The organism is Aminobacter sp. SR38, assembly GCF_014843375.1.
Taxonomy (GTDB): Bacteria; Pseudomonadota; Alphaproteobacteria; order Rhizobiales; family Rhizobiaceae; genus Aminobacter; species Aminobacter ciceronei.
Genome location: NZ_CP062112.1, coordinates 4729573 through 4747235 on the forward strand (window position 1 = coordinate 4729573; position 17663 = coordinate 4747235).

General features: G+C 64.6%; 16 protein-coding genes and 2 pseudogenes. 11 read left to right on the top strand and 7 right to left on the bottom strand.

The annotated features are described in order from the left end of the window. Nucleotides 1-182 precede the first annotated feature (182 nt). Together IG197_RS23190 and IG197_RS23195 are read right to left on the bottom strand one after the other, a co-directional pair. Complete coding sequence (locus IG197_RS23190; RefSeq protein WP_192315181.1) at nt 183-1184, bottom strand: NAD(P)-dependent oxidoreductase; 1002 nt, start codon at nt 1182-1184, stop codon at nt 183-185. 93 nt (nt 1185-1277) lie between these two features. Continuing rightward, nucleotides 1278-2282: an NADP-dependent oxidoreductase gene (locus IG197_RS23195; RefSeq protein ID WP_192315183.1), complete on the bottom strand. Its 1005-nt coding sequence runs from the start codon at nt 2280-2282 to the stop codon at nt 1278-1280. A 130-nt stretch (nt 2283-2412) separates the two neighbouring features. Here IG197_RS23195 and IG197_RS23200 point away from each other — a divergent pair, with 130 nt between their 5' ends. Both IG197_RS23200 and IG197_RS23205 read left to right on the top strand, forming a co-directional pair. Beyond that, complete coding sequence (locus tag IG197_RS23200) at nt 2413-3009, top strand: TetR/AcrR family transcriptional regulator (RefSeq protein ID WP_192315185.1); 597 nt, start codon at nt 2413-2415, stop codon at nt 3007-3009. 97 nt (nt 3010-3106) lie between these two features. After that, nucleotides 3107-5503 carry a DNA/RNA non-specific endonuclease gene (locus tag IG197_RS23205; protein WP_192315186.1) on the top strand — a complete coding sequence of 799 codons (2397 nt, stop codon included), beginning with the start codon at nt 3107-3109 and terminating at the stop codon, nt 5501-5503. 47 nt (nt 5504-5550) lie between these two features. Here the strand turns inward: IG197_RS23205 and IG197_RS23210 are convergent, their stop codons facing one another. Both IG197_RS23210 and IG197_RS23215 read right to left on the bottom strand, forming a co-directional pair. Then, nucleotides 5551-6306 (bottom strand): metallophosphoesterase, encoded by a 756-nt coding sequence (locus tag IG197_RS23210; protein WP_192315187.1) that lies wholly within the window; start codon nt 6304-6306, stop codon nt 5551-5553. Nucleotides 6307-6308: 2 nt separating this feature from the next. Beyond that, complete coding sequence (locus IG197_RS23215) at nt 6309-6650, bottom strand: helix-turn-helix transcriptional regulator (RefSeq protein ID WP_067959756.1); 342 nt, start codon at nt 6648-6650, stop codon at nt 6309-6311. Between the two features lie 147 nt (nt 6651-6797). Here IG197_RS23215 and IG197_RS23220 point away from each other — a divergent pair, with 147 nt between their 5' ends. The 9 genes from IG197_RS23220 to IG197_RS23255 all read left to right on the top strand — a co-directional run bounded on the left by IG197_RS23220 (nt 6798) and on the right by IG197_RS23255 (nt 15756). Continuing rightward, a complete protein-coding gene (locus tag IG197_RS23220) occupies nt 6798-7970 on the top strand; it encodes an MFS transporter (protein WP_192315188.1) in 1173 nt (390 codons plus the stop codon). A 78-nt stretch (nt 7971-8048) separates the two neighbouring features. Further along, nucleotides 8049-8249 (top strand): hypothetical protein, encoded by a 201-nt coding sequence (locus IG197_RS36095; protein ID WP_208993687.1) that lies wholly within the window; start codon nt 8049-8051, stop codon nt 8247-8249. After that, complete coding sequence (locus tag IG197_RS23225; RefSeq protein WP_210346882.1) at nt 8242-8751, top strand: class I SAM-dependent methyltransferase; 510 nt, start codon at nt 8242-8244, stop codon at nt 8749-8751. Before IG197_RS36095 ends, IG197_RS23225 begins: the two co-directional genes overlap by 8 nt. 143 nt (nt 8752-8894) lie before the next feature. After that, entirely contained in the window at nt 8895-11444 is a 2550-nt protein-coding gene (locus tag IG197_RS23230) for an AMP-binding protein (protein ID WP_192315189.1), read from the top strand. Between the two features lie 108 nt (nt 11445-11552). Next, on the top strand, nt 11553-11741 hold the full coding sequence (locus tag IG197_RS23235; protein WP_067959764.1) for a hypothetical protein: 189 nt from the start codon (nt 11553-11555) through the stop codon (nt 11739-11741). Nucleotides 11742-11858: 117 nt separating this feature from the next. Further along, entirely contained in the window at nt 11859-12770 is a 912-nt protein-coding gene (locus IG197_RS23240; protein WP_192315190.1) for a neutral zinc metallopeptidase, read from the top strand. Between the two features lie 14 nt (nt 12771-12784). Next, nucleotides 12785-13702, top strand: a complete 918-nt coding sequence (locus IG197_RS23245) for an aldo/keto reductase family oxidoreductase (protein WP_192315191.1) — start codon at nt 12785-12787, stop codon at nt 13700-13702. Between the two features lie 198 nt (nt 13703-13900). Further along, a complete protein-coding gene (locus IG197_RS23250; protein WP_192315192.1) occupies nt 13901-15157 on the top strand; it encodes a TCR/Tet family MFS transporter in 1257 nt (418 codons plus the stop codon). Then, a complete protein-coding gene (locus IG197_RS23255; protein WP_154384839.1) occupies nt 15157-15756 on the top strand; it encodes a YdeI family protein in 600 nt (199 codons plus the stop codon). Before IG197_RS23250 ends, IG197_RS23255 begins: the two co-directional genes overlap by 1 nt. Nucleotides 15757-15799: 43 nt before the next feature. Here the strand turns inward: IG197_RS23255 and IG197_RS23260 are convergent, their stop codons facing one another. The 3 genes and pseudogenes from IG197_RS23260 to IG197_RS36870 form a co-directional block, all read right to left on the bottom strand. Next, entirely contained in the window at nt 15800-16309 is a 510-nt protein-coding gene (locus IG197_RS23260) for a hypothetical protein (protein WP_192315193.1), read from the bottom strand. Between the two features lie 180 nt (nt 16310-16489). Then, a pseudogene (locus IG197_RS23265) lies at nt 16490-17258 on the bottom strand (ABC transporter ATP-binding protein). A gap of 61 nt (nt 17259-17319) precedes the next feature. Beyond that, nucleotides 17320-17574 (bottom strand): annotated as a pseudogene (locus IG197_RS36870) (ABC transporter substrate-binding protein); the annotation flags it as partial. Between the last annotated feature and the right edge of the window lie 89 nt (nt 17575-17663).

The following is a 17663-nucleotide window of genomic DNA, read 5'->3' on the forward strand; positions in this document are numbered from 1 at the left end:
GAGAGTCAACTAGAGGCTAGGCGCGCCTTATAGGGGAAGGTTGGGGAGGGGGGAACCCCAAAAAATGCTTTTCCTGTGCCGGGATGCGGCTTTGATGCGCGTCGGTTGCCCACAGTGCGTGTCCGGATATCGGAAGGGCAGCCGCTGAGGTCCGCGACTGCCCATCTGGAGCGGGTTTTGGCCTATGCTGCCTGCTTGATGCTGGCGCCGAATTCCTTGAAACGCTTGATCGCATGGTCCGCTTCCACGAGCATTTCGGCGAAGTAGAGGCCCGGCGCGGGCGCTGCCTTGCCGTCGAGGCCTACCAGCCGCTCGACCGCTAGTGCGACGGCGAGCGCTGTGACCGGCGCCTGTCCTTCGGGATGGACGAATTCGTAGCGGCTACGGCCCTCTGTGCCGTCTTTCCTCTTGCCCGAGATGGCGATGGTGATCTCGGTGGAGAAATGCTCGCCGCGATGGCGGCTTGCGGTTTCGCCGAGCGCAAAATCGAACAGCACCGTCTCGGCGCCGGTGGTGACCGGCAGGCTAAAGACGTCGAATGGTGCATAGGACAGACCTGGCACCTGCCTGCCGTCGACACTCGTCACGCTGCGGCCTTGTTCGCCCGAGGGTTTCCAATGCCATTTGCCGCTTTCGAGGCCCAGGGTGCTGGACATCATTGTGAGGCGGGTGAAGTCGGCTTCGGCGGCGGGGCCGCCCATGTCGTGTTCGTCGAGAAGGGCGGTGATTTCGATCGAATGCACGGTCTCGAACTGCCTGGCGAAATGCACGACGGCGAGGCTCGCGGCACCGCCGAGCCAGCTGCTGCCCATCAGGAACGGCGCGTTCGCCTTGTGGGCATAAAGCGCTATCTCCGGTCCGATCTCCTGGATGCCGGTCGAAACGCTGAGATAGGGCACGGCGTTGGTCTGGGCGTAGTGGAGGGCGTTGAGCGTGTCGTCATAGACGAACATGGCAATGGCGCTGAAACCTTTGTTTGCCGCTACGCCGAGGTCCTTGCGGTTGAGGTCGATGACGACAGCCTCGGCATTGCCTATCTCCTTGGCGACGGCTTCGGCTTTCTCAAGATTGCGGCCGCCGATGGCGATGGGGAGTTTGGGGTGCAACTTTCGCAGGGTGCGGGCGGCGAGCGCCCCGACGAAACCGGAACCGCCGATGATCAGGACGGGCTTGTGCGTGGTCATTTGGGCAATACTCCTCCGTGGCCGCGCGAAGGCGGCGCTCTAACGTCTGGATTGGAATGAGGTGAAGGCGGCGGGCGAACCAGCCGCCGGATGTCAGTCGAGTTTGACCAGCATCTTGCCGAGGTTGTTGCCGGAGAAGAGCCCGATGAAGGCCTGGGGCGCGTTTTCGAGACCCGAGACGACCGTGTCGCGATAGGTCACGCGGCCATCGGCCAGCCAGCCGGCCATGTCGGTAATGAATTCTGGCAGGATGTCGAAGTGATCCAGCACGAGAAAGCCGCGCATGCTGATGCTCTTGATGACCATTGCGGCGAGATTGTCGGGACCGGGAACGGGCTTTTCGTCATTGTAGCCGGAGATCATGCCGCAGATGGCGAAGCGGGCGCGGGGCTTGGCTGCTTCGAGTGCTGCCCTGAGGTGGTCGCCGCCGACATTGTCGAAATAGACGTCGATGCCTTCGGGCGCTGCTTTTTTCAGCGCCTCGGTCAGGTCGCCTGCCGTGCGGTAGTTGATGACGGCGTCGGCGCCGAGTTCCTTGACCCAGCGAGCCTTTTCCTCCGAGCCGACGGAAGCGACGACACGGGCTCCCTTGAGCTTGGCGATCTGCACCGCCATCGAACCAACGGCGCCGGCGGCGGCCGAGATGAAGACGGTTTCGCCAGCCTTGAGCCCGGCTATGCGGAGCAGACCGACATAGGCGGTGTGACCGGGAATGCCCAACGGGCCGAGCCAGGCTTCGGCTGACGCCTTCGAGGTGTCGATCTTGTTTGCGGTGGCAGCGTCGACAAGCACGTGATCGCGCCAGCCGGAGAAGTGGCTGACCATGTCGCCGGCCTTGAACTCGGGATGGGCGGACTGCTCGACGATACCGACGGCGGAGCCTTCAAGCGGCTGGCCGATCTCGAAGGGGGCGATGTAGCTCGGCCTGTCGGTCATGCGGCCACGCATGTAGGGGTCGACCGACATGAACAGCGTCTTGACCAGCAATTGGCCTGCGGCAGGAGCCGGCAAGCTGCGTTCGACAAGCTCGAAATTGTCGGCTGCCGGCAAACCGACCGGGCGGCTCTTCAGGTGGATTTCACGGGCTGCAATGGACATTGAATTCCCCTATATGTGTAGTCATCTACCATGCGTAGCTTACTCTTTGTAAGTTACTGATGGTAACATATGTAGCGCGTGGCGATGTTCAAGCCACGGGCCGAAAAATTTCTGACCGGATGCGAAGGCGATGACGACTGCAAGTTCGATGAAAAAACTGCCGAAGGCCGAACGTCGCGCGCAGCTGCTGGAAGCAGCCCAGGAGATTGTGCGCGAGGAAGGCACCGACGCGCTGACGCTCGCCCGGGTCGCCGAACGGGCAGGGGTAAGCAAGCCGATCGCCTATGAGCATTTCGGCACAAGGGCGGGGCTGCTGATGGCGCTGTTCTCCTCCTACAACGAGCTGCAGCTGGCGACGCAGCGCGAGGCCCTTGCCAGCTGCGGCAAGACGTTGCGTGATGTGGCCGGCATTCTGGGCGAGGCCTATGTGCGTTGCGCCAGCCGCGCCGGCCCCGAGGCCGGAGCAGTGTTTTCGGCACTCTCGGGCACGGAGGAGATGGACGAGTTTCGCCAGACGCTGCGCAACGACTATCTCAAGGAATATCGCGATGCGGTTTCGCGCTTCGTCGATCTGCCCGCCGATATCGGCGAACCTGTCTTGTCGGGACTTCTCGGGGCGGCCGAGGCCGTGTCGCGTGATACGGTGGCCGGGCGTATCTCATATGAAGATGCCGTTGCAGCGTTGACCGAGCTGTTCACGGCGACGCTGGAGCGGTTTCGCCGCTGATTTCAGGCATATTGCCCGTAAAGGCTGTCAACAAAACGTCGCTACCTCCGCGTAGGCTCTCAAGTTATACTTGGGGTCTTCAGCAAAGGGGGCGGGCATGGTTGATATCCAGACCTTCGGTGAAGTTGAACGTGTCGTTCGTGAACGGTTGAAGAAAACCAGACCTGAAATAGACACGTCGCTGGCGCGCATCGTCGAGGGCAATCCGCTGGCGGCTGAGCCGGAGCGCCGTCGCCGCGTCGAGCGGTTGCAGGTCAAGGCCGACCTGACCCGCGAACAGGCCGAGATGATCTCCACGGCGATCGAGACTGTCGCCGAACCGGCAAAGGCCGGACGCAAGCCTGCGATGGCCGCCGCCAAGCCGATGGGGCCGGAGGCGATCCAGGGGTCGACGCTGGATTTTGTCGGTGTTGCCTTCCTCGAGCGCGGCCGCCGTGCGGCGGATGCCGTCGGCCGGGTCGCCTTTCTCAACGAGATGCCGCAGGGCTCGGGCTTCCTTGTTGGGCCGAACCTTTTCCTGACCAATCATCACGTCATACAGACGGCCGCCGACGCCGCACGGTTCCAGGTGCAGTTCGACTATGAGCGCGACAAGTTCAACGAACTCAGGCAGCCGACGTCGTTCTTCCTCGACCCGGATCTGTGCTTTGTCACCGACGACATAGACGGGCTCGACTACACGCTGATCGGCATTGGCCAGCGCCGGCGCGGCCCGCGCGCGCTCGACGAATTCGGCTTCCTGGTGCTGTCCAGTGCCGGCGACAAGCACATGCTGGGCGAGATCGCCAATGTCGTCCAGCATCCCGACGGCCGCCACAAGGAGCTGGTGCTGCGCGAGAACCACCTCGTGGCGCGGGACGAGACGCTGCATGTGCTGCACTATGTCGCCGACACCGAACAGGGCTCGTCGGGCTCGCCGGTGTTCAACAACGAATGGGAGCCGATCGCCCTGCATCACTGGGGCGGGCCATGGCACGAGGTGATGGGCACCGACGGCAAGCCGCTGGCCAAGGAGATCAACGAAGGCATCCGTATCAGCGCCATCGTCAACGATCTGGAGACGCGGCTCGCCGGCATGGACGCGTGCAGTCGGGCTGCGGTGACGCAATTGCTCGACATCTGGGAGGAGGCGGGGCGACTGAAGCTGCAGCCTGTGCCGGAGGGGGTCGGTGAGCCGGACCGGGTGGTGGCAAAGGCCGGCAAGGCACAGGCGCTGACATCGGGCGGCGATGGCGAGGCCAAGGCCCGCCTGGGCGACGACGGCTCGGTGATATGGACATTCCCGATCGAGATCAGCGTGCGGGCGCCGTTGATGGCACAGGCATCGACTGGTGCCGCGCCGAAATCCGGGGAGGTCAGGACGGGCGGCCCAGGGGCCGAGGCTGCGAGCTGGAAGACCGAGAATTTCGACGACCGTGGCGGCTATGAACCGGGCTTCGTGCCGGGCTTCGTGCTGCCGCTGCCCAGGCACGGCGGCGCGCCTGGGCGGCCGGCCAAGAATCTTCTGGCCAAGCCGGGCGACGACCTGTTCGAACTGCCTTACCACCATTTTTCCGTCGTCATGAACGCCGAGCGGCGGCTTGCCTACTACACCGCCTGCAACATCGACGGCTCGCGCATCAAGGCGGTCAACCGCGACGACAAGACGGTCACCGAGGATCCGAGCCTGAGGGAGCTCGGCGTCGAGTCGATCGGCGGGGCGGAAGCCAGCGACGATTTCAGACCGGACCGCCGCGTGGCTCTCGAAGAGCAAATGAACAAGCCCTTCTATGACGCACAGAAAGTGGCTGGCTTTCCGATTGCCACATCGAACGAACGCAAGGCGCGGATTTTCCAGAAGGGCCACATCACGCTGCGCGGCGACCCGGCCTGGGGCACCGATGCGGAGGCGGTGGCAGCCGAGCGGGACACGTTCTTCTACACCAATGCGGCACCGCAGCTCGGCTTCTTCAACCAGGGCAGTGCGCTCAACCGGCCGGGCTCGAAGGGCAAGCTTCGCTGGCGGGCGGTCGAGACCTATGTGCTGCGCAACGCGGTGACAATGCGCCAAAGGGTGACAGTGTTTGCCGGGCCAGTGTTCGCCGACAGCGACCCGCCCTATCGTTTCGAAAGCAAGGTGCCGCTGAAATTCTGGAAAATCGCGGCGTGGAACGACGGCAACGATCTGCGCGCGATAGCACTGCTCGCCGACCAGGGGCCGCTGATCGAAGTGATGCCCGAAGGCATGGCGGAGGCGTTTGGCGATGCCGAGGAACTGGCGCGGGTGTCGGAGTTCCTGACGACCGTCGCTCATGTCGAGAGCCTTACCGGGCTTGATTTCGGCGACACGCTGCGCGCTGCCGACGTCCGCGCCGGGCAAGAGGCGATCGGCAGGCCGGCGCTGACACTGGAGCCGAAGGATTTGGCAAGGGATGGCACGCTCAAACCGGCGACGAAGCCGGCGCGCTCGGGTGGCGTCAAGAAGACGTCGAAGCCGGGCCGGCGTAGGAAATAGGCCAGTCAGCCGGGAGCCAGAGCCGATAGTGGCGGCGAACTGCCGGATCAGTCCGGCATGAAGCCGGTGCGCAAGGCATGAGCCCATTCCGGGCGGCCGCCCTCGACGGCGCGGTGGGCTGCGGCTTCATAGTCATAGGTCACTGCAAGCGCATCGACACTGGTGACAATGCCGGCAGCGTCGAGTTCGACGAGGCCATAGCGCGCCAGCGGCGAGCCCTGCTCGGAGACATGGGCAGGCGCAGTGTCGTCGTCATAGGCTGGGGCGCCGACACTGCCGGGATTGAACAGAAGACGCCCGCCGGAGAGCTGGACGAGATCGGCACGGTGGCTGTGGCCGGCGAGCAGCAGCCGATATTTGGGGTCGACCTGCCGGAGGCGGCTTTCGATGACTTTCAGCGGCGCGCGGATGAGCTGGCCTTCATCGATGACCTCGGAGAGATAGCGCTCGTCGTGATCGGGGCGGGCGTGGAAGGCGAGCACCGACGGGGCGATCTCCAAGGTCAGCGGCATTGCCTCCATCCAGTCACGCTGGGCTGGCGTCAAGCGATCATAGGCGAAGCGGTCGGACGGGCCCATGTCGGAGAGCGGGTCGGTGGCGACGCGGCGGTCATGGTTGCCACGCACCGTCGGCCAGCCAAGGGCCTGCAGCGTCGCTGCCGTTTCGCTGGGCCAGAGCGGACCGGAGACGAGATCGCCGAGATTGACGACGACATCGGCGCCGCCGCGCCGGGCGAGGTCGGCGATGACAGCCTCCAGTGCAAGGATGTTGCCGTGGATGTCGGCGATGACGGCAATGCGCATGCTCAGGCCTCGTCGCGGAGGCGCTCGAGTGCGGGGAGTTCCTGGGCCGCGGTGATGATCGAATCGAGCAGGCCGGGGAAGCGGCTGTCGAGATCGGCGCGGCGCAACGAGATCAGCCGGCTGGTACCTGCCACCTCTGTGTGGGTGATGCCGGCCTCGCGCAGCTTGGCCAGATGGTAGGACAGGTTCGTCTTCGAGCCGAACTCGGAAAACTGGCCGCAGCTCACCGCCAGACCCTCGTTGCAGGCGAGATAACCGACAATGGCGAGGCGGGTCTGGTCGCCAAGCACTGACAGCACGTTGGCAAGGCTGATCTGGTCGAGATTTGGATGGGGCAAGGACATGGTCGGAAGGTAGCGGCGCTTGTTGGTCGGTTCAAGGTTTTGGATTGGCTGCTGACATGAGGATGGCAGCAGAGGTCGAATACACAGATTGACATGACGGGGGGATAAGTTCAATAGTTCAACATATTTTGAACTAAGGACACTGTCATGGACAAGCGCCTTATCTGGCTGGCGGTCGGTTCGTTCGCCATGAGCACCGTCGGCTTCGTGTTTTCCAGCCTGTTGCCGGCAATCGCCGGCGACGCGCATGTGTCGATACCGTTTGCGGGTTACCTGATCATGGCGTTCTCGCTCGCTTATGCGATTGGCGCGCCAGTCCTGTCGGCGCTGGCCGGCGAGATCGACCGCCGCCGCGTGCTGGCCGCGACCATGCTGGTGTTCGTCTTAGGCAATGTCATCGCGGCGATGAGCAGCTCCTTTGCCGGGCTTCTTGTTGCCCAGATCGTGATGGGCATGTCGGCTGGGCTCTATGCCGCAACCGCCCAGGCGACCGCCGTGTCACTTGCCGGCCCCGAGCACCGAGCACGGGCGATCGCGGTCGTCGTCGGCGGCACGACCTTTGCAGTGGCACTCGGCGCGCCGGTCGGATCGTTGATTGCCACCATGTGGGGCTGGCGCGGCACCTTCGTTGCCATAGCACTGCTTGGCATTTCCTGCGCGGCGATCCTGTGGGTGCGGCTGCCCCGGGGCTCGCGCGGCATCAAGCTGACGCTCGCCGAGCGCTTCACCGCCATTGCCCGGCCCGGCATCCTGCCCTCGCTCCTGGTGACGCTGCTCTATCTCGCCGGCGGCTTCACCGTGATCTCCTATATCGCGCCGCTGGCGCTGGAAGGGGCGGGACTGCCCGAAATCGCACTGCCGGGCATGCTGCTCGCCTTCGGCGCGGGCGCCGTCATCGGCAACCTGTCGAGCGGCTATCTCGCCGACCGCATCGGCGCGACGCGCATGGTGGTGATCTCGCTCTTGATGTCGTCGGGCTTCTGCATTGCCATTGCCCTGACCTTGAAGCTCTTGCCGCATCATGTCGCCGGCCCGGTGCTGATCGCGCTGATGGTGCCGTGGGGCATCATCGGCTGGGCCTTCCCGCCGGCGCAGGCAAGCCGCATCGTCGGATTCGGTCCGGAGATCGCGCACCTGACCCTGTCGCTCAACGCATCGGCGCTCTATTTCGGCATCGCCTTCGGCACCGTCATCGGCGGCCGCGTACTGGAATTCGCCCGGCCATCAGATCTCGGCCTGGTCGCCGCAGCTTTTCCGCTGGTGGCGCTGGCAGTGCTTGCGGCGAGCAGCAGATCGATCCGGCTCGCCGCCGCGCGCTGAGGCTGGCCAACACATCCCGGCTTTTCCGGCCGGTCGAACTGTCCTAGATGCGACATCTGGCTGGCCGGGGCGGGTGAGATGAAGGGCGACAAAGAGCACTGGACGCGTGTTGCCGACCAATGGATCGCCTGGGCGCGCTTGCCCGCGCATGATGCGTTCTGGGTCTATCGCGAAGGGCTGACACGGTTCATCGGCGAGGGCTCCGGCCGCGCGCTCGAGGTGGGCTGCGGCGAGGGTCGCGTGGCGCGCGAACTGAAGGCGCTGGGTTACCGTGACTGACGTGGTGGCGGAGATGGTGGAAGCTGCACGGCAAGCCAACTCTGCCTATGCCGTTGCCGGTGTCGACGATCTGCCATTTGACGGCGGCAGCTTCGACCTTGTCATGGCCTGCAACGTGCTGATGGACGTCGACGACGTGCCTGCGGCGATCGGGGAAATCCGACGCGTGATGAAGCCCGGCGGCACGCTGTTGATTTCGCTGGTCCATCCGTTCAGGGATCGCGGACGTTTCGCCGGGGAAGCGGCCGACGCGCCATTCGTGCTCGATGGTAGCTATTACGGCCGCGAGCGTTTCGATGGCGAAGAAGACCGTGACGGTATGACAATGCACTTTGCCGGTTGGTCGCAGCCGCTCGAGGGCTATGTAGCGGTGCTGGAGGGCGCGGGGCTGGCAATCACGGCATTGCGCGAGCCGATCCCGGATCGGGTCGATTCGGACCTGCTGCGCAAATGGGCCCGCGTGCCGCTGTTCCTCTGGCTCAAGGCGCGTATCCTGGCTTGAAATGCCTCGCCGGCCGTCGGGTCAGCTCCGCCCGGCCGGCTTACATTAGCTGTCGCGAATTTTCTTGATGCAAACTATCAGGAATAACGCTATCGGCTCGCGCGTTCATGTGGCTGCAAACGAAGCAGCGGGGCGGGCGAAGAATGGATTTCCTGCAGAGACTGGCCAGCTATGGCGAACGGACGGCCCTGGTGTTTCCAGGCCGCCCCACCATCAGCTATGCCGAACTGGCGCGCCGTGTGACAGTCACCGCAGCCGGGTTCGGCGCGGGCCGCAAGCTCGTGGCGCTGGAAGCGTCCAATTCCGAACATGCGATAATCGCCTATCTCGCCGCGCGGGCCGGCGGGCATGTGGTGGCGCTCGTCGCCCCCGGGGATGCGCAGGCGTTCGATGCATTCGAGGAGGATTTTCGCCCTGATGTGTGCGTGAGGCAGCTCGACGGGCGCTGGCGTCTTGTCGAGGGCGAGGGCGCCGGGGAGACGCTGCATGCCGACCTTGCCGTGCTGCTGGCGACGTCGGGAAGCACCGGCAGAAGCCGCTTCGTCCGGCTGTCGCGGACCAATGTCGAGAGCAATGCTCGGGCGATCGCCTGTTATCTCGGCCTGGCGCCGGCCGATCGCGCGGCGTTGATCCTGCCGTTCCATTATTCCTACGGCCTTTCGGTGCTCAACTCGCATCTGGCAGTCGGTGCCAGCGTGTTCGTCTCAGCCAAGGGCGTGGCCGACAAAGGCTTCGTTGACGATCTGCGCGCGGCCGCTGTCAGCAACATCAGCGGCGTGCCCTATTCCTACCAGCTGATGGACAAGACTGGCTTCAGCGCCGAGGAATTGCCGTCACTGCGTTTCATGACGGTGGCGGGCGGGCGGATGCCCGCCGGGCTTGCCGAGACCGTCCGGCGCAGGCTCGAAGCCAAGGGGCGGCAGCTGTTCCTGATGTATGGCCAGACCGAGGCCACGGCGCGCATCGCCTATGTGCCGCCGGCAGCGCTGGCCGATAACCCCGACAGCATCGGCATTGGCATTCCGGGCGGCGAACTGGCGCTTGTCCATGAGGACGGAGGCCGGATCGACGGTTGCGGCGAGGCGGGTGAACTCGTCTATCGCGGGCCGAACGTGATGATGGGTTACGCGCTCGACCGCAACGACCTGGCACGCGGCGCCGAGATCGGCGAGCTCAGCACCGGCGACCTGGCCGAGCGTTGCGAGAACGGCTTCTTCCGCGTCGTCGGCCGCCTCAAGCGCATGTCGAAGATCGCGGGCTTGCGGATCAGCCACGAGGCGGTGGAGCACGCGCTTGCCAGCCGGGGCGTCGTGGCGGCGGTCACCGGCGACGACCGGCGACTGGTCGCGGCGTTTTCGTCGGGCGAGGCGCCTGAGGATGTTTGCAAGCTGATGATCGAAGCGAGTGGACTGACGGCGCTGCATGTCGAGGCGGTGGCGGTCGACACCTTGCCACGGCTGGCTTCGGGCAAGGTCGACCACCAGGCGATGGCGCAGCTTGCGCGGCGAAACCAGAAGGCCGATGCCGGGCTCATCGAGGCGTTTGGTCGGGCCTTCTATCCCCGGCGGGTGACGCCGGCTGACAGTTTCGAGGAACTCGGCGGAGATTCGCTGCTCTATGTCCAACTGTCGCTGACCTTGGAGCGCAAGCTCGGCCGCATCCCCGAGGGCTGGGAGAAGATGCCGGTCGGCGCGCTGGCCCGGTTGAGCAGCCAGAAGGGAAACCGTCGCATCGTCGACACCGACATGCTGATGCGGGCGCTGGCGATCCTTCTCGTCGTCCTGCATCACGCCACACTCTGGCCCATTCCGGGCGGGGCGGCGGCGCTGGTGATGCTTGTCGGCTACGGGCTGGCGCGGTTTCATGGTGCGGCGCTGATGCGCGGCGAGACGTCGAGGCTGTTGCGCGCGGTGGCGGCAAATCTCGCCGTCTATGCGCCGCTGGTCGTCGGCTTTTCGATCGCGCGCGGCGAGGTGCTGTGGCCCTCGGTGTTCCTGGTCGGCAATCTCGGCATCTTCGATCCCAAACACATGCTGCCCTACCTCTACTGGTTCGTCGAAGCCTATGCGCAGGTGATGCTGATCGTCGCGGTATTGTTCTCGTTGCCGGCAGTACGCAAGCAGGTAGCGGCCAGGCCGTTCGCAACGGGAATGACAGCGCTTGTCGTCACCATCGCGATCAAGATCCTGGCGCCAAAGGTCTGGGCCGTCGGCGCGGTGCAGATCTTCACCGTGTCGGACGTATTCTATCTCGCTGTCTTCGGCTGGTGCGCCTTTCACGCGCAGACGGCGCGGCAGCGCATGGCGGTGCTCGGCATGGCGACCATGGCCTTCCCGTTCATGGCCTATTGGGGCGGTAACTGGACCGGCTCCTGGGTCAAGTTCATGCTGCAACTTGCCTGCGTCGCCATGCTGCTCTACGTCCCGCGTATCACAGTGCCGCGGCAGGTCGCGGCACTGGCTTTGCCGGTGGCGGCGGCCGGATATCACATCTACCTGTTCCATCGCCTGGTGCCGGAGCTCGTGCTGCCGCAACTCCAGCTGCCGTGGCCTGTGCTGACCACGCTGAGCGTCGTGACCGGCGTCCTGACCGGCGTCGCTGTGTTCCACTCCCAGAAGGCGCTGACGGCATGGCTTGCCAGCCGGCGCGGCCATGGTGCTGTGCTCGAGGTGCAGGCCGCGCCGGCGGAATAGTGAGTCGATCGCGGCGGGGCCGAGCTTTTGCAGGCAGGGAACGAGTGCCCGCCTGTCCGCGTTTGCCTGAGCGCCGCAGTTGTGCGGCACCTTCGGGAGGAAACGAACATGGCGATCACACCGGCGCCCACCGCCAAGGGAAAAGAGGCCGCCAGAGGCCTGCGCAAGGCAGCAGCGAGGGAAGAACGCAAGGTCGAGGCCAAGACCGGCCGCGACTTCAAGAAGGGCGAAAAGCGCTTCGAGGAGAGGGCGAAAAGCTCCGACGGCAAGAGCGCCGGCAGCAAGCAGAAAAGCTGAAATTGTGGTACCGGGCCGAGGGGTGGCCCAAGCAAAAACCCTGTGACTTGCCGCAGGGGTTAAGCTAATTGTCTCAAGTGAGCGGCCGAGGCTGCGACAACATCGAGGGATACGCCTATGCGCTGGAGAGGCCGCCGCCAGAGTGACAACGTCCAGGATACGCGCGGTCAAGGCGGCGGTGGCGGGTTTGGCGGAGGCCTCGGTGGCGGACGCCTGCCGATGGGCCCGCGCATGTCGACGGGCGGCGGCGGACTGTCCGGCATCATCATCCTTGTCATTCTGTTCTTTGCGCTGCGCGCCTGCGGCATCGATCCGATGCAGATCCTGGCCGGCGGTGACGGCGGGCCGGTTTCGGGCGGCGGCCAGGTGAGCGAGGGCGGTGCGCCCGCCAATGACGAGATGACCCAGTTCGTCTCGACCGTGTTGGCCGAAACCGAAGACACCTGGAACGGCATCTTCCAGGCCGAGGGGCTGAAATACCAGGAACCGAAGCTTGTGCTGTTCTCCGGGCAGGTGCGCTCGGCCTGCGGCTTCGCCTCCTCGGCATCCGGCCCGTTCTATTGCCCTGGAGACCAGAAGGTCTATCTTGACACCGCCTTCTTCGGCCAGCTGGCCAAGCAGTTTGGCGCTGCCGGCGATTTCGCCCAGGCTTATGTCATTGCCCACGAGGTCGGCCATCACGTCCAGAACCTGACCGGCATTCTGCCCAAGTTCAACCAGATGCGGCAGCAGATGAGCGAGGCCGACGCCAACCAGATGTCGATGCGCGTCGAGCTGCAGGCCGACTGCTTCGCCGGCGTCTGGGGCCACTACACCGACCAGAAGGGTCTGCTCGAACAGGGCGATATCGAAGAGGCGCTGAACGCTGCCCAGCAGATCGGCGACGACACGCTGCAGAAGCGCATGCAGGGCTATGTCGTGCCGGAGAGCTTTAACCACGGCACCTCGCAGCAGCGCCAGCGCTGGTTTGCCGCCGGCTTCAAGAGCGGTAAGCTGTCGGACTGCGATACCTTCAACAATCCGATCTGACGATGGCCGATCGGATGACTGTCTCTCCACGCATCGAACTGGTGCCAGGATGCCTGTCGCTATCGCGGCTGGTGTTCGGCGCCTGGCGGCTGCTCGACGGCCAGAACCCTGGCGCCCAGGAGGTTGCACGGCTGATCGATACATCAGTCGATCTCGGCCTGACCAGCTTCGACCATGCCGACATCTATGGCGGCTACGCGGTCGAGGAGGCGTTTGGCGCCGGGCTGGCGCGGTGGAAAGGCCGGCGCGCCGGCATCGAGCTGATCTCCAAATGCGGCATCATGCTGGCCTCGTCCAACCGGCCGCAGAACCGACTGAAGCATTATGACACCGGTGCCGCCCATATCGAGGCCTCGGTCGAACGTTCGCTGAACAACCTTGGCACCGACTATCTCGACCTCTTGCTGATCCACCGGCCCGATCCGCTGATGGACGCCGACGACACGGCGCGCGCCTTCGAGCGGCTGGTGGCGGCAGGTAAGGTGCGGGCCGTCGGCGTGTCCAACTTCACGCCGGACCAGTTCGACCTGCTCGCCTCGCGGCTGCCGTTCCCGCTCGTCACCAACCAGATCGAGCATTCGGTGCTGGAGACCTCGGCCCTGACCGACGGGCGACTCGACCATGCGCAAAGGCTGCGCTACGCGCCGATGATCTGGTCGCCGCTGGGCGGCGGTTCGCTGTTCACCGGCGAGGGCGCACGCGAGCAAAGGGTGCGGGCAGCGCTGAGGGCGGTCGCCGAGGAGATCGGTGTCGCCGACATCTCGACAATTGCCATTGCCTGGCTGCTCAGACATCCGGCACGGCTGGTGCCGGTGCTGGGCACGATGAAGGCGGCGCGGCTGGCCGGGCTGGTCAAGGCGCTGGACATTAGGCTCGACCGCCAGCACTGGTTCGCCATTCTCGAGGCAAGCGAGGGCCGCGAGGTCCCGTAATGTTCCGCCGGATGGCGTCCTGGCATGAAGATAATTGATATGTTCACGTATTGTTCTTGATGAGTGCTTGATCTATAAGCAGGGTTTCCGCACGCCCCCGGCGGATCGATGCCGGCATTTGAGCGCCTGTCGCGGTGCAAAATGCCGGCGCAGCTCGACTGATCTTCGCGGCCTCGAAGCGGCGCCTGTGGGTTCGACATGGTTGATGAGAAGACCGCCAGACGAGGCCTTGCGCTCGTCTTCGTCACATTGCTGCTCGACATCATCGGCTTCGGCATCATCATGCCGGTACTGCCGGCCTTCCTGCAGGAGCTGACCGGCGTCGGCGTCGGCGAGGCGGCGATCGAGGGCGGCTGGCTCTTCTTCGTTTATGCGGCGATGCAGTTCCTGTTTGCGCCGCTGATGGGCAATCTCAGCGATCGTTTCGGGCGCCGGCCGATCCTGCTCGCCTCTGTACTGACATTCGCCATCGACAACGCCATCTGCGCGCTCGCCTGGTCCTATCCGATGCTGTTCGTCGGCCGCGTGCTCGCCGGCATCAGCGGTGCGAGCTACTCGACGGCCGCAGCCTTCATCGCCGACGTATCGAACGACGACAACCGGGCCAAGAATTTCGGCCTGCTCGGCATCGCCTTCGGCGTCGGCTTCATCATCGGGCCGGTGCTCGGCGGCTTCCTCGGCGAGTTCGGGCCGCGCGTACCGTTCTGGGGTGCCGCAGCACTTGCCTTCGTCAATTTCCTGGTGGCCCTGTTCTTCCTGCCCGAGACGCTGGCGCGCCACAACCGGCGCGCCTTCGAATGGCGCCGCGCCAATCCGCTCGGCGCGCTGAAGCAGATGCGCAAATACAAGGGCATCGGCTGGATCGGGCTGGTGTTCTTCCTGATGGCGCTCGGCCACATGATGTATCCGGCGGTCTGGTCCTTCGTCAGCAGCTACCGCTATGGCTGGAGCGAACGGCAGATCGGCTTCTCGCTCGGCGTGTTCGGCCTCGGCGGCGCGCTTGTCATGGCACTGGTGCTTCCCAGAGTCATCCCCAGGCTGGGCGAGTGGCGCACGGCAGCCATCGGTCTCGGTTTCACGGCCATCGCTGCCTTCGGTTATGCCGCGGCGTGGCAGGGCTGGATGATCTATGCGGTGATCGTGGCGACTTGCCTCGAAGCACTCGCTGACCCGCCGCTGAGGAGCCTGGCCGCCGCCAAGGTGCCGCCGGATGCGCAGGGCGAGTTGCAGGGCGCGATGACCAGCCTGTTTTCGATCACCAGCATCATCACGCCGCTGCTCTACACCGGCATCTTTGCCTGGTTCACCGGGCCGAGCGCGCCGGTGACATTTGCCGGCGCACCCTATGCCGTCGGCGGGGTCTTCATCGGCCTGGCGCTGATGGTGTTCCTTTTCAAGGTCGAACGGCCGGCAGCCAGGAAAGCTGCAGCCGTAGAAGCGGAGCAGGTCAACTGATGACACCAGTCTATGTCGATCCCGCCAAGGTTCACGAATTCGCCGATGCCGCGAGCTTTTATGCCTGGCTCAGCAGGAACCACGACAGCCAGGACGAGGTCTGGATCAAGGTCCACAAGGTCGGATCGGGGCTGACCTCGATTACGCCGAAGGAGGCGATCGAAGTCGTCTTATGCTGGGGCTGGATAGACGGCCTGCGCAAGGGGTTCGACGGCAGGAGTTTCCTGCAACGCTATTCGCCGCGCGGCAAGAAGGGCACCTGGAGCCAGATCAATGTCGACAGCGTGGCGCGCCTGGTCGCCGAGGGGCGGATGACCGAGCATGGCATGAAGCAGGTCGAGGCGGCCAAGGCTGACGGCCGCTGGGACCGGGCTTACAAGAGTGGCAAGGACATGCTGATCCCTCACGACCTGCAGGCGGCGATCGATGCCGAGCCGGAGGCGAAAGCAATGCTCGGCAAGCTCAGCGAGCAGAACCGCTTTGCGCTCGCCTTCCGCACCCACAACATGAAGACCGAGGCCGGGCGCAAGAAGAAGATCGAGACCTTCGTCGCCATGCTGAAGCGTGGCGAAACGATCTATCCGCAAGGCAAGAAGTGAGAGGATCGCATGCGTAGCTGCGGCGCCTGCCGCTAGTGGCCGGCTACGCTGGCGGTTTGGTTAAATCGCCGAGCTTGCAGCCCTGGATAACCTTTTCCATCGCCTTGGTCGAACCTCTGGAGCCGAATGACGCCGAATTCTGGCTGCCGCCGACCTCAAAGCCGACATTCAGCTTCGAGCGCGCCTCCTGGATCTCTTTGACAGCGGCAAGGACCTGAGGGTCTCTGCCGGAAACGACAACACCACCGTAGTTGTCATTCCAGGCGCGTAATTCCGCCGGCAGTTTGAGCGGCTCACTTGATGCTCCTTGCAGGTAGAGGGTCGCCGGTCCGGAGGTTACGTCCTCGAATTCCTTCTTCCGGAAGATAAAGGCGACGAATAGGTCTTCCTTGCTGTCGCATTGAACGACCATGCCGTCGCGAAGGCCGCCGACCGTTGCTATGACCTTGGTGACGCCAAACACATCCGGGCCTTCAACGTTTGCATCCCAAGCGAGCGCTATCGATGAGCTTCCGGCAAGCAGCGTTGCTGCAATAAATGTCGTCTTAAGCAATTCTACCCCCATAGAAAAATGCTTCTAGAGCGTAGTCGCGGAGATGATGTCAGGCAACAATATTTCCGCAAGCTTTTATGGGTGACGCCCAGTTTCTGGGTGCCTCTAACGTGTTGAAGCAAAAGTAGCGAACATGCCGAATGGCCTGTCGACGATGTGTAAGAGCGACGTTGGCTTCGTTCAATGCAGGCCGAACTCGCGCAGCAGTTCCTCTCGGTAGCGGACGAAGCGAGGTTCGCTGCGGTCGCGCGGGCGGGGCAGCTCGATGTCGATCAGGCGGGCGGCGGCACCCTTTTCCTTGGGCAGCACCAGCACCCGGTCGGCGAGATAGACCGCTTCTTCGAGATCGTGGGTGACCATGACCATGGTCACGTTCTCCTCGCTCCAGATGCGGGCGAGCTCTTCCTGCATGGTGATCTTGGTCATGGCGTCGAGCGCGCCGAGCGGCTCGTCGAGCAAAAGGATTTCGGGCTGCACGGTCAGCGCGCGGGCGATGCCGACGCGCTGGGCCATGCCGCCCGAGTTGCCTGGGATAGGCATCGGTGAAGTCGCCGAGGCCGACGAGCCCGATATAGTCGCGCGCCCGCTCCTCGGCGCGGGCGCGGTTTTCGCCACGCACCTCGAGGCCGAAGGCGACGTTGCCGAGCACCGTCAGCCAGGGCAGCAGCCGCGGCTCCTGGAAGATCACGGCGCGGTCGGAGCCGACGCCATGCACCGGTTCGCCGTCGATCGCCACCCGGCCGCCATCGGCCACTTCGAGACCGGCCAGCACGCGCAGCAGCGTGGTCTTGCCCGATCCCGACGCGCCGACGATGACAAGGCATTCGCCGGCGCGGATGTCGAGGTTCAGGCCCTTCAGCACCGCCAGCGGTCGGCCGTTGATGGCGAAGGATTTCGAGAGGTCGCGAATCGAAACCTCGCCGCAGCGGCCGCTGTCGATGCTGGTCATGCTTTTTCTCCGATGTCTTTGGCCAGGCCTTTTCAGGCTCAGTTCGAATTGGCTTCGGCGTTGGGCTGGACAGCAGGTCGGCGGCCTTGAGCTTGCCCTTGGGCAGCGACCCCTCGCGTTCGAGCACGGCGATCCAGAAGTCGAGCTCGCGGGGAACCGCCTGCGCGCCTTCGCGGAGGCCGAAGCCGGTCCAGTATTTGGCCAGCTCGGCGTTCTCGCCGCGCTTCGACAGGATGGATGCCAGCACCTTGCGTGCTTCATCGGGGTTCTGGCGCGACCATTCGGCGGCGCGGGTCGACTGCTCGACGAAGGTGCGGCGCACGCGCAGCGCTGGCTTGGGCGAACGGCGTAGGGGGGCGGAGGAACGGGCCTTTGGCGGGTCGAAAGAAGTGGCCATGAGTGCGT

What these genes read in the sequence shown, in the direction of transcription:
- IG197_RS23190 (WP_192315181.1), bottom strand. Translation starts at nt 1,184, where the DNA reads ATGACCACGCACAAGCCCGTCCTGATCATCGGCGGTTCCGGTTTCGTC.
- IG197_RS23195 (WP_192315183.1), bottom strand. Translation starts at nt 2,282, where the DNA reads ATGTCCATTGCAGCCCGTGAAATCCACCTGAAGAGCCGCCCGGTCGGT.
- IG197_RS23200 (WP_192315185.1), top strand. Translation starts at nt 2,413, where the DNA reads ATGACGACTGCAAGTTCGATGAAAAAACTGCCGAAGGCCGAACGTCGC.
- IG197_RS23205 (WP_192315186.1), top strand. Translation starts at nt 3,107, where the DNA reads ATGGTTGATATCCAGACCTTCGGTGAAGTTGAACGTGTCGTTCGTGAA.
- IG197_RS23210 (WP_192315187.1), bottom strand. Translation starts at nt 6,306, where the DNA reads ATGCGCATTGCCGTCATCGCCGACATCCACGGCAACATCCTTGCACTG.
- IG197_RS23215 (WP_067959756.1), bottom strand. Translation starts at nt 6,650, where the DNA reads ATGTCCTTGCCCCATCCAAATCTCGACCAGATCAGCCTTGCCAACGTG.
- IG197_RS23220 (WP_192315188.1), top strand. Translation starts at nt 6,798, where the DNA reads ATGGACAAGCGCCTTATCTGGCTGGCGGTCGGTTCGTTCGCCATGAGC.
- IG197_RS36095 (WP_208993687.1), top strand. Translation starts at nt 8,049, where the DNA reads ATGAAGGGCGACAAAGAGCACTGGACGCGTGTTGCCGACCAATGGATC.
- IG197_RS23230 (WP_192315189.1), top strand. Translation starts at nt 8,895, where the DNA reads ATGGATTTCCTGCAGAGACTGGCCAGCTATGGCGAACGGACGGCCCTG.
- IG197_RS23235 (WP_067959764.1), top strand. Translation starts at nt 11,553, where the DNA reads ATGGCGATCACACCGGCGCCCACCGCCAAGGGAAAAGAGGCCGCCAGA.
- IG197_RS23240 (WP_192315190.1), top strand. Translation starts at nt 11,859, where the DNA reads ATGCGCTGGAGAGGCCGCCGCCAGAGTGACAACGTCCAGGATACGCGC.
- IG197_RS23245 (WP_192315191.1), top strand. Translation starts at nt 12,785, where the DNA reads ATGACTGTCTCTCCACGCATCGAACTGGTGCCAGGATGCCTGTCGCTA.
- IG197_RS23250 (WP_192315192.1), top strand. Translation starts at nt 13,901, where the DNA reads ATGGTTGATGAGAAGACCGCCAGACGAGGCCTTGCGCTCGTCTTCGTC.
- IG197_RS23255 (WP_154384839.1), top strand. Translation starts at nt 15,157, where the DNA reads ATGACACCAGTCTATGTCGATCCCGCCAAGGTTCACGAATTCGCCGAT.